Source organism: Pseudomonas sp. P5_B2 (assembly GCF_056400445.1).
Genome location: NZ_JBFULH010000015.1, coordinates 22,268 through 32,588 on the forward strand (window position 1 = coordinate 22,268; position 10,321 = coordinate 32,588).

General features: G+C 59.6%; 9 protein-coding genes and 2 pseudogenes. 3 read left to right on the forward strand and 8 right to left on the reverse strand.

Features of this window, described 5'->3' with window-relative positions:
- The first annotated feature begins 1 nt into the window (after position 1).
- Positions 2-1,189, forward strand: a complete 1,188-nt coding sequence (locus AC1DRJ_RS03490; RefSeq protein ID WP_477800848.1) for a type II secretion system F family protein — start codon at positions 2-4, stop codon at positions 1,187-1,189.
- A 152-nt stretch (positions 1,190-1,341) separates the two neighbouring features.
- Positions 1,342-1,953, forward strand: a pseudogene (locus tag AC1DRJ_RS03495) (hypothetical protein); the annotation flags it as partial.
- A gap of 356 nt (positions 1,954-2,309) precedes the next feature.
- On the opposite strand, the gene AC1DRJ_RS03500 reads toward AC1DRJ_RS03495, so the two are convergent.
- The 8 genes and pseudogenes from AC1DRJ_RS03500 to AC1DRJ_RS03535 all read right to left on the reverse strand — a co-directional run bounded on the left by AC1DRJ_RS03500 (position 2,310) and on the right by AC1DRJ_RS03535 (position 9,492).
- Positions 2,310-3,206, reverse strand: coding sequence for a LysR family transcriptional regulator (locus tag AC1DRJ_RS03500; RefSeq protein WP_477800849.1), 897 nt, complete (start codon positions 3,204-3,206; stop codon positions 2,310-2,312).
- 405 nt (positions 3,207-3,611) lie between these two features.
- Entirely contained in the window at positions 3,612-4,238 is a 627-nt protein-coding gene (ycaC, locus tag AC1DRJ_RS03505; RefSeq protein WP_477800850.1) for an isochorismate family cysteine hydrolase YcaC, read from the reverse strand.
- A gap of 71 nt (positions 4,239-4,309) precedes the next feature.
- On the reverse strand, positions 4,310-6,148 hold the full coding sequence (locus AC1DRJ_RS03510; RefSeq protein ID WP_477800851.1) for an amidohydrolase: 1,839 nt from the start codon (positions 6,146-6,148) through the stop codon (positions 4,310-4,312).
- Entirely contained in the window at positions 6,145-6,738 is a 594-nt protein-coding gene (locus AC1DRJ_RS03515; RefSeq protein WP_477800852.1) for an antibiotic biosynthesis monooxygenase, read from the reverse strand. Before AC1DRJ_RS03515 ends, AC1DRJ_RS03510 begins: the two co-directional genes overlap by 4 nt.
- Before the next feature lie 31 nt (positions 6,739-6,769).
- Positions 6,770-6,949 (reverse strand): annotated as a pseudogene (locus AC1DRJ_RS03520) (LysR family transcriptional regulator); the annotation flags it as partial.
- 192 nt (positions 6,950-7,141) lie between these two features.
- A complete protein-coding gene (locus AC1DRJ_RS03525) occupies positions 7,142-7,423 on the reverse strand; it encodes a hypothetical protein (RefSeq protein ID WP_477800853.1) in 282 nt (93 codons plus the stop codon).
- Positions 7,424-7,537: 114 nt separating this feature from the next.
- Entirely contained in the window at positions 7,538-8,458 is a 921-nt protein-coding gene (locus tag AC1DRJ_RS03530; RefSeq protein WP_477800854.1) for a LysR family transcriptional regulator, read from the reverse strand.
- A gap of 47 nt (positions 8,459-8,505) precedes the next feature.
- Positions 8,506-9,492: an MBL fold metallo-hydrolase gene (locus tag AC1DRJ_RS03535; protein ID WP_477800855.1), complete on the reverse strand. Its 987-nt coding sequence runs from the start codon at positions 9,490-9,492 to the stop codon at positions 8,506-8,508.
- Positions 9,493-9,700: 208 nt separating this feature from the next.
- On the opposite strand from AC1DRJ_RS03535, the gene AC1DRJ_RS03540 reads away from it, so the two are divergent.
- Positions 9,701-10,141, forward strand: a complete 441-nt coding sequence (locus AC1DRJ_RS03540) for a helix-turn-helix domain-containing protein (RefSeq protein WP_477800856.1) — start codon at positions 9,701-9,703, stop codon at positions 10,139-10,141.
- Positions 10,142-10,321 lie beyond the last annotated feature (180 nt).

Genomic DNA, 10,321 nt, shown 5'->3' on the forward strand with positions numbered 1-10,321 from the left:
CATGCGCTTTCATCTCAAAGCCGTGGGCAAGGCCGGTGTGGTCTCGATGACCGTCGAGGCCCCCGGCCACAGCGAAGCCCGGCGAATTATCGAAGACCAGGGTATGCGGGTGGTCAGCCTGCATGCCGATCGACATTGGCGTGCCTTGCGTCTGCAAAAGCGCGAAACGTTCAACCTGGTGTTGTTCAGCCAGGAACTGACCACATTGCTCAATGCGGGCCTGCCGTTGATCGATGCGCTGGAAAGCCTGGCCGAAAAAGAATCCGCGCCACAAGCCCGCAAAACCTTGAGTGAGCTGGTGCGTTTGCTTTACGAGGGCAAATCGTTTTCCCAGGCATTGGGCCAGTTATCGGGGGTATTCCCTCCGTTGTACGTTGCGCTGGTGCAATCCAGTGAAAAGACCGGTGCCGTGGGCGAAGCCCTGGGCCGATATGTCAGCTATCGCCAGCGCATGGACGAGGTTCGGCAGAAAATCGTCAGCGCGTCGATCTACCCCATGCTGTTGCTGGTGGTGGGCGGTGGCGTGGTTCTGTTCTTGATGGGTTACGTGGTGCCGCGTTTCAGCCTGGTGTTCGAAGGCCTGGGGTCGAACCTGCCGTGGCTATCGCAAGTGTTGATGACCAGCGGGATGTTCCTCCACGCGCATCAGGGGGAATTCTTCGGCGGGTTGCTGGCAATCATCGTCGCCCTCGCCTTTCTCCAGCGCCAACCGGCCTTTCGTCGGGGCGTAGATCGTCTGATTGAAAAAGTCCCGGCGATCCATCAACGCATCTTCATGTATGAACTGGCGCGCTTCTACCGTTCGCTGGGGATATTGCTGCAAGGCGGCATCCCTCTCGTCACAGCCATGGGCATGGTGCGTGGTTTGCTCACCGTGGCGTCTCGAACACGTTTGGACGAAGCCTGCGAACGGGTGCGCGAGGGTCAATCGCTGTCGGCTGCGCTTGAGCTCAATCACCTCGTGACCCCGGTGTCCTTGCGATTGCTGCGCGCCGGCGAACAGTCCGGCAACCTCGGGCAAATGATGGAGCGCAGCGCTGATTTCTACGACGAAGAAATCAGTCGCTGGCTCGAATGGTTCGTAAGACTGTTCGAACCGCTGCTCATGACCTTCATCGGCCTGTTGATCGGGGTCATCGTGATCCTGATGTACATGCCTATTTTCGAGCTGGCTTCAAGCATCCACTGACCCCTCTGGAACGGGGTCTAGCGGTAAGTTGCATTTTTTATCGACGATACAACTGAATAAATCCGGACGCTGAGGTGTTCTTCTACTGAATCGGGCAGCACGTTGCAGTGTTCATCTACGTTCAAACCCTGAACAAGAAGACGGAGAACGACATGCACATCAACAAGCTTTTACTTGCAGTAGCTATTGGCGCGGTCCTGTCGGCGTCTACCGTATTGATCCCGGACAGCTTATCCAGTATGTCGACCGCTCAGGCCAAGGATGGTGGCAGTGGCGGCGGAGGGGGTGGCGGTAGTGGTGGCGGTGGCGGCAATGGCGGCGGCGGCGGCGGCAATGGCGGCGGCAGTGGTGGCGGTGGCGGTGGCGGCAATGGTGGTGGCGGCAATGGTGGCGGCGGCAGTGGCGGTGGCGGCGGTGGTAGTCACGGTGGCGGCGGTAACAGCGGCGGCGGCAGTGGTGGAAGCGGTGGCGGCGGTAGTCACGGTGGCAGTGGTAGTGGCGGCAACAGTGGCAGTGGCGGTAATAGCGGCAGCGGCCACAGCAGCAGCGACCATGGTTCGAGCCATTCCGGCAACACAGCCTCCTCCAACTCAGGGCGCAGTGGCACGCACTCCGAACCCGGCGACGATCATGGCGTTCATGCCAACGGTGAAGCAGGCGATGACCATGGCGTTCATGCCAACGGTGAAGCAGGTGATGACCATGGCGTTCATCGCTCCGGTGAAGTCTCCCATAACCAAAATGGCGTTCACCGCTCCGGTGAAGTCTCCCACAACCAAAATGGCGTTCACCGCTCCGGTGAAGTCTCCCACAACCAAAATGGCGTTCATCGCTCCGGTGAAGTCTCCCACAACCAAAATGGCGTTCATCGTGCCGGTGAATTGGGCGACGACCGTGGCGTACATGCCAACGGCGAAGTGGGCGATGACCGTGGCGTACATGCCAATGGCGAAGTCGGCGATGACAAAAGGAGCTGATAACCGCTAAACACAGGAGCCCAGGAAATCCCCTGTGGGAGTGAGCCTGCTCGCGATAGCCATTTGTCATTCAACATTGATGTTGTCTGACACTGCGCCATCGCGAGCAGGCTCGCTCCCACAGGGGCATCTGTGTGTGAGGCTTAGAGCACACCCTCAGCCTGATCCAGCCGCTCGCGCAAAAACTCGATCAACGCCTGCACCGGTCGCGAACTCTGACGGTGCTGCGGGTACACCGCCGACAACGTCAATGGCTCAGGCCGAAACGCATCCAGCACCGGCACCAGCCTGCCGTCCTTCAAGGCGGCACCGACGATAAACGTTGGCAAGTAGGTAATCCCCATCCCGGCAATCGCCGCGTCCCTGAGCAACTCACCGTTGTTGACCCGCATCCTGCCCGTGACATTGACGGCCAGCGGCTTGCCCTGCCCTTCGAACCGCCATTGCACCTGACGACTGTGGCCATAGGGCAGGCAGTCATGGCCGTGCAAGTCTTCGGGTTTGAGCGGCGTACCGCGTTCGGCCAGGTACGTCGGGCTGGCGCAGTACACACGCTGGATTGACGCAATGCGTCGGGCGATCAGCGTCGAGTCTTCCAGAGTGCCGATACGCAACGCCAGGTCGTAGCCCTCACCAAGCAAGTCCACCGGGCGATCACTCAGGTCCACTTCCACGGTGACGTCACGATAACGCTGCAAAAACACCGGCAGCAGGCACCCCAAATGCGCCACCGCAAACGACAATGGTGCGCTGATGCGAATAGAGCCCCGTGGCTCGGTGGTCTGCCCGGCGATGCCCTGCTCCACTTGCTCGACCTCGCCGAGCAGGCGCAAGGCTGACTCGTAATAACTCTGTCCCAGCGGCGTGACGTCCAGCCGTCGCGTCGAACGATTGAGCAAGCGCACGCCCAGGCGCTCCTCAAGTTGCATCAAACGCCGGCTGACGAACTGCTTGGACAGCCCCAACTGATCAGCCGCCGCGGTGAAGCTGCCGGAGTCCATGACCTGGCAAAAAATACGCATGTCTTCGAAGGGGTTCATTGTCTCTCACTGGTTGACAGCCAAGGATGTTATAGCCGCTTATGGACATATCGACATCCCAATAATCACACTCCAACTCGTGTAGCAGCTGTCGAGCAGCGCGAGGCTGCGTTCGGCTGCGAAGCAGTCGCAAAACCTGAGTGCGAGTTTTGTCTGACACACCGAATCGTTTGAACTCACGACTGCTTCGCAGCCGAACGCAGCCTCGCGTTGCTCGACAGCTGCTACACGAGCCGAACGCAGCCTCGCGCTGCTCGACAGCTGCTACACGAGCCGAACGCAGCCTCGCGYTGCTCGACAGCTGCTACGCGGATTGGATGCGGGCTTGGCAGTTGCAACAAGCAGCTCATTTGTCAGATAAAAAAATGCCCGCGCATTGGCGGGCATCCTTCATTGCGGCGGGACTTACTTCGCAGTCAGCGCCGAATAGCTGTTCATCAGATTGCGGTAGTTCGGAATGCGCGGCGACAACAGGTTCGCCAGGCCTTCCATGTCGTTGCGCCAGTCACCTTGCAGTTCGCAGGCCACCGAGAACCAGTTCACCAGTTGCGCACCGGCCGCCGACATGCGCGCCCAGGCGRCTTGCTGCACGGTTTCGTTGAAGGTGCCCGAGGCGTCGGTGACGACGAACACTTCAAACCCTTCCGCCAGCGCCGACAGGGTCGGGAAGGTCACGCACACGTCAGTCACCACACCGGCGATGATCAACTGCTTGCGACCCGTTGCTTTAACGGCTTTGACGAAGTCTTCGTTGTCCCAGGCGTTGATCTGGCCTGGACGCGGGATGTAAGGCGCGTCCGGGAACAGTTCTTTGAGCTCTGGCACCATTGGGCCATTCGGGCCGTTTTCGAAGCTGGTGGTGAGGATGGTCGGCAGTTTGAAGAATTTTGCCAGGTCCGCGAGGGCCAGCACGTTGTTCTTGAATTCGTTGGGTGAGAAATCCTGAACCAGTGAGATCAGGCCGGTCTGGTGGTCGACCAACAGGACAACGGCATCGTCTTTGTTCAGGCGTTTGTACGGAACGTTGCTCATGTGAAACTCCTCAGTGGATGTTTATCGCTCAGGGCGTCGGCCAACGCGGCCGGCGCTTTTTTAAGTGATCGTCAGAACGCGAAGCACGAGCAGCCAAAGGCGCCCCAGAAACCCGCAAAATCGCTGACCGGGGCGTTCGACAAACGTGCCTTTTCATGGCTGTGTGAATGCACGCCGCAGGGTCCGCTGCAATGGTGAACCTGTGCCTGCATCGGCGAAGACGGACGCCAGTGGCCCGGCACTTTCACCACCGGCGACCAGTCCGGCAGCACCGGCACACTGGCCGGCCCAAGTTTTTCGAAGTCACCGGCGGCGTACACCACCTTGCCGCCGACCACGGTCAACACCGACTCGATCCACTTGATCGCTTCTTCGTCGACGCTGAAAAAATCCGCGCTAAGCGCCGCGACGTCCGCCAATTGGCCGACCTTGATCATGCCTTTCTTGCCTTGTTCGGAAGAAAACCAGGCGCTGCCGTGGGTGAACAATTCCAGCGCAGTCTGCCGAGACAAACCTTCAGCGTGCAGCTCAAGCCCACCCACCGTCCGGCCGCTGACCATCCAGTACAGCGAAGTCCATGGATTGTAGCTGGACACTCGCGTGGCGTCGGTGCCTGCGCCGACCGGTACACCTTCGGCCAACATACGCTTGATCGGCGGCGTTGCTTCAGCGGCTTTGGCGCCGTAACGCTCGACAAAATACTCGCCCTGAAACGCCATCCGGTCCTGAATCGCAATGCCGCCGCCCAGCGCCCTCACCCGCTCAATGTTCTGCGGGGTGATGGTTTCGGCATGATCGAAAAACCATGGCAAACCGTTGAACGGAATATCGCGATTGACCTTCTCGAACACGTCGAGCATGCGGCTGATCGATTCGTTATAGGTGGCGTGCAAACGGAACGGCCAGCGCTGTTCCACCAAGTGGCGCACCACCGGTTCCAGCTCGTCTTCCATGCTTTGTGGCAGGTCCGGACGCGGTTCGAGGAAGTCCTCGAAATCCGCCGCCGAGAACACCAGCATTTCCCCGGCACCGTTGTGCCGCAGGTAATCGTCGCCCTGATGCAGGGTTACGCTGCTGGTCCAGTTCTTGAAGTCGGTAAGTTCTTCTTTCGGCTTCTGGGTGAACAGGTTGTAGGCGATGCGAATGGTCAGTTGCTGGTCCTTGGCCAACTGCTCGATCACCTGATAGTCGTCCGGGTAGTTCTGGAAACCCCCGCCGGCATCAATGGCGCTGGTCAGGCCCAGACGGTTGAGCTCGCGCATGAATTGCCGGGTCGAGTTGACCTGATACTCCAGCGGTAATTTCGGTCCCTTGGCCAGTGTCGAGTACAAGATCATCGCATTGGGCCGCGCGACCAGCATGCCGGTCGGCTCACCGTTCGCGTCGCGGACAATCTCGCCACCCGGCGGGTTCGGCGTCGTGCGCGTGTATCCGGCCACGCGCAACGCGGCACGGTTGAGCAAGGCGCGGTCGTACAAATGCAAGACAAACACCGGCGTGTCCGGCGCGGCCTGGTTCAATTCTTCGAGGGTCGGCATGCGTTTTTCGGCGAACTGGAATTCGTTCCAGCCACCGACCACCCGCACCCATTGCGGCGTCGGCGTGCGGTCGGCCTGATCCTTGAGCATGCGCAAGGCATCGGCCAGCGACGGTACGCCTTCCCAGCGCAGTTCGAGGTTGTAATTCAATCCGCCACGGATCAGGTGCAAGTGCGAGTCGTTGAGGCCAGGGATGACGCAGCGACCCTTGAGGTCGATAACCTGTGTACCCGTCCCCCGCAGGGCCATGGCCTCGGCATCGGTGCCGACCGCAACGAAACGACCGTCGCGGATGGCAACGGCACTGGCGAGCGGATTTTCACGGTCAACGGTGTGAAATTGGCCATTGAATAAAATCAGATCAGCGCTCATCGCGTGTCCTTGGGTTGAGTGGAAGGAGATAACCAGGACGCGAACAGGCGCGTCGCCATCGGCATAAACAGGTACACCACCGACACCACAATGGTCAGCGTGATCAGGAACGTCGCAACCACGTAATTGGAGAGAAAGGCATTGAGCTGCAGCAGCGGCCCCCAGATCAGCGGCACCAGCAAGGTGTGCGGCAGAATCACCAACAACGTCACCACGGCCTGTTTCCAGCGCGGCGGCGGTGGCGACGCGGTATCAGCTTGCGGCGCGAACCAGAATTCCTTGACCGGGTTAACCTCAGTCTGGTCGCCGTCAGCGAGCATCGGTGTGGCTTCGCGAATCAGTTCCAGCCGCTGCGGCGAATCGAGCCACCGCTGCATCGCATCCGTGGTGCAAAAGCGCAATACACAGGTGTACATGTCGAGGCCGGCGTTTTTACCGCGCATCACATCCACACCCAGGTGCCCTTCCTGCTGCCCGGCGATGCTGACAATGTTGCGCAGCCAGGCTTCGTAAGGCACTTCAAATCCCGCCTTCACCCGGTGCTTGATGACCAGGGTCACGACTTCCTCAAAACGATTGGATTCAGGCATACCGTAACGCTCCAGCGAATCGGACATTGAACGCCTGCGTCAGCGTGACGTTCTCGCCCAAGTGAAGGGGGTCTTTGATGACTTGCAGTTGAGCGCTGTAGTTAAGCAGCTTCGGCAAACCGTGCACCCCCATCAGGAACAGACAGCTGCGAATCCGCAAAAACAATAGCCCCAGGTCCTGGCCCCTTTCATCCCGTTGCGAAGTGTTCATGGGCTACCTGCACAAATGAAAAACCACCGGCAGCGGGGTGCCGGGACATCATTCGATAGTGCAGGTGCGGGGACGGGAAAAATTGGATGGGTGTGCTCTTTTTGTGGGTGAGCACGGATCTGCAGACTGACGCAGGTCTTGGGTGGGAGTGAGCCTGAAAATAAGGCCGATAAATCAGTCCTCTTTGCTTCATTAATCCCAACTCAGAGCACCACCGGTTTGGTACTCAATGACCTTGTGCTGGATACCAACGTGAGGTTTGTCATTTGCAACTTTGAGCTTTCCGAAAAACAGAACGTCCGGAGAGTCCGGGCCACTCGCGACAAATAAAAAACGGCCGGAGATAGTTTGGGCCTTTTTGTTTACTCGCATATTGATCGTGCCAACTCTTGAGAGGTATTCATTTTCCTCAGGCGTTGTAAATGTCGCTCTAGCTTTTCCTTGTGTATCGGAGAGGCCGAACTTTCCATTCATGACGCCATGCCCCTCCACCCTGAATCCCCGGCTCCTACAGGGATCTTCGTTGCTGAAGGGTTTCTGCCAGGCAAAAAAAAATGGCCTCGCTGAGGCCTTTTTTTCAACGGACAATCAATCCGGAATCGGTAAAGGCGCGGACATGAATTCGCTGATCCGTGAGCGCAACCAGCGCTCCGCCGGGTCATTGTCGTGCACCCCGCTCCAGGCCATCGAAAGCTGCGCCGCATCGATGGCAAACGGTGGGTCTTCAGCCCGCAATCCACAGCCTTCCACCAGCGCACACGCGGCGTAGTCCGGCACGGTGGCGATCATTTCGGTGCCGGCGAGCAAGGCGCGCAAGCCGCTGAACTGCGGCACGCCCAACACCACGCGGCGGCTGCGACCGAGCTTGGCCAGGTCGAGGTCGATGTTGCCGCTCAGGTCGCCAGAGAACGAGACCATGGCATGGGGCCGTTCGCAGTATTCATCCAGGGTCAGCGTGCCCGGTCGCTTGTCCCCGCGCAGCACTTTGCACGGAATGTCCCGCAGTTTTTTGCGCTTGGCGTTGGCCGGCAGGTCGGTGGTGTAGCTGACGCCCACGGAGATTTCCCCGGAGGCCAGCAACGCCGGCATCAGCAGGTAGTTGGCGCGGCGCACCACGACCACAATCCCCGGTGCCTCTTCTTGAAGTTGTCGCAATAACGGCGGAAACAAACCGAACTCGGCGTCGTCCGACAGCCCGATTCGAAACACGTCGCAACTGGTCGCCGGATCAAACTCCTTCGCCCGGCTGACCGCGCCCGAGATCGTATCCATCGCCGGCTGCAATTCCTTGAGAATCGCCAGCGCCCGCGCGGTCGGCTCCATGCCGCGCCCGTTGCGCAGTAACAGCGGATCATCGAACAAATCGCGCAATCGCCCCAACGCCGCACTTACCGCGGGTTGGCCCATGAACAGTTTTTCCGCGACACGGGTCAGGTTCTTTTCGAACATCAGGGCCTCGAAAATCACCAGCAGGTTCATATCGACGCGGCGCAGATCGTTACGGTTCATAGGCACGGTTCCCTTGTGTGTTGAGCCTGGCACGAAGTGCTGGGACTTTACTCGATCAGCGGCACGTTGGCCGCACGTTTGTAAGGACCGTATTCCACTGGCACCCATTGGAAGTGCTTGCCCTCGGCGGCGATGTGGCCGATGCCCGGAAACGGCAAGTGCGCCGCCGTCACCCAACTCTTGCTGGCGGCTGCATCGCTGAACACGTTGGCGCGACGCTTGATCGCCTGCTGACTGTCGACGTCAAAACCGATCGACACTTCAGGGTGTTCGAACTGCACCGCAAGGTTATGCACCAGATCGCCCATGAACAGAATGCTCTGGCCCTGCGAGGTGAAGCGGTACGTGGTGCTGCCTGGCGTGTGCCCGGCCTCCAGCTGCGCATCGACCACACCCGGCACGGGCGACTGACCGGCCTCGAACGTCTTGAAACGCCCTTGGGCAACATAAGGCGCGGTGGAGTCCTGGGCGATTTTGAAATACGGCTTGGCGCCCTCGGGTGCCTTGGCGATGGCCTGAGGATCGAGCCAGTAATCAGCCTCTGCTTTTGCCGCGTAGACCGTAGCATTGGCGAACACCGGTTTTTGCTCGGCGTCGACCAGCCCGCAGACGTGGTCCAGGTGCAGGTGAGTCAACAGAATCACATCGACCTGGGAGGGTTCATACCCGGCGGCTTTCATGTTGTCCGAGAGCATACCGGCGGTTGCGCCGATGCATTGGCCAGCGCCGGTGTCTACCAGAATCAGCTGTTTGCCGGTGTTGACCAAAAACGCATTGAACGCGGTTTGCACGCCCGGGGTTTCAATTGAACGGCGGGCCAGCAAAGCACGAATCTGGCTTTGGGTCAGGCCCTTTAGCAGTTTCGGCGACAGGTCGTTGTAACCATCGAACAACGCCGTCACTTCGTAATCCCCCACCGCCAGGCGGAAGTAGCCCGGCACTTGGGTGCCGACTTGTGCCGGCGCCTGAGCCGAGGACATACCGGACGCCAGCGCTACCGCGAGCCCCAGCGCGCAAACCAGTGAATGTTTCATGCCTTCACCTTCGATCAAGTCAAAAAAGCGGCCACGCATAGCGCCGCCGGATGACGTCGATTCTGCAAGTGTCACGCCCGAACAAATTGCAGCAATGTGCTGAGTTAGCGCATTTGCCAGTATTGCGCACGGACGGAATTAACAACGTTTAACTCGCCCGCCACCGTCCCGCGACGAAGAATGAAGCTCACCGACACGGATATTTGTCATGGCCCATTCCCAGCAAAACGCGGCCCTCGCGGCAGGCACTGAATCGCCAAAGAAGACCACTGGCGGCTTGACCCCATGGCGCGAAAGCCTGGCGAAACAACTGATTCTCGACCGTCTCGATGAAACCGTAGAGGTCACCGAACTGGCACGGGCCTGCGCCCTCTCGCGCAGCCATTTTTCCCGTGCGTTCAAGTGCAGCACCGGTTACTCGCCCCAGGACTGGATTCGTCACCAGCGCATTGCCCGAGCCAAGCAGCTGATCCAGAACACCGACCTGACGCTGACGCAAATCAGCCTCGAATGCGGCTTCTGCGATCAGGCGCACTTCTGCCACATCTTCACCCGCAGCGAAGGCATCAATCCGTTTGCCTGGCGTTGCCGTTCGGTGCGCTCAAACCCCCACCACGCTGCCTACACCGCTCAACTTCACGCGCAATAACGCCCCACGCTGAACGCCAGGTAGGGGCAATCGCGTTTTGTCAGGCAAATCCCAGACGCAGCCTCGCGTTGCTCGTCAGCTGCTACGGGGAGGGTAGTGAATGAGCGCTGGTCAAGGGGTTTTGTAGCAGCTGTCGAGCCCCGGCGAGGCTGCGTTCGGCGGCGAAGCCGTCGTGAAATC

Coding starts and splice junctions, on each gene's coding strand:
- AC1DRJ_RS03515 (WP_477800852.1), bottom strand. CDS start 6,738: ATGCCTGAATCCAATCGTTTTGAGGAAGTCGTGACCCTGGTCATCAAG.
- AC1DRJ_RS03490 (WP_477800848.1), top strand. CDS start 2: ATGCGCTTTCATCTCAAAGCCGTGGGCAAGGCCGGTGTGGTCTCGATG.
- AC1DRJ_RS03510 (WP_477800851.1), bottom strand. CDS start 6,148: ATGAGCGCTGATCTGATTTTATTCAATGGCCAATTTCACACCGTTGAC.
- AC1DRJ_RS03540 (WP_477800856.1), top strand. CDS start 9,701: ATGGCCCATTCCCAGCAAAACGCGGCCCTCGCGGCAGGCACTGAATCG.
- AC1DRJ_RS03500 (WP_477800849.1), bottom strand. CDS start 3,206: ATGAACCCCTTCGAAGACATGCGTATTTTTTGCCAGGTCATGGACTCC.
- AC1DRJ_RS03535 (WP_477800855.1), bottom strand. CDS start 9,492: ATGAAACATTCACTGGTTTGCGCGCTGGGGCTCGCGGTAGCGCTGGCG.
- AC1DRJ_RS03525 (WP_477800853.1), bottom strand. CDS start 7,423: ATGAATGGAAAGTTCGGCCTCTCCGATACACAAGGAAAAGCTAGAGCG.
- AC1DRJ_RS03530 (WP_477800854.1), bottom strand. CDS start 8,458: ATGAACCGTAACGATCTGCGCCGCGTCGATATGAACCTGCTGGTGATT.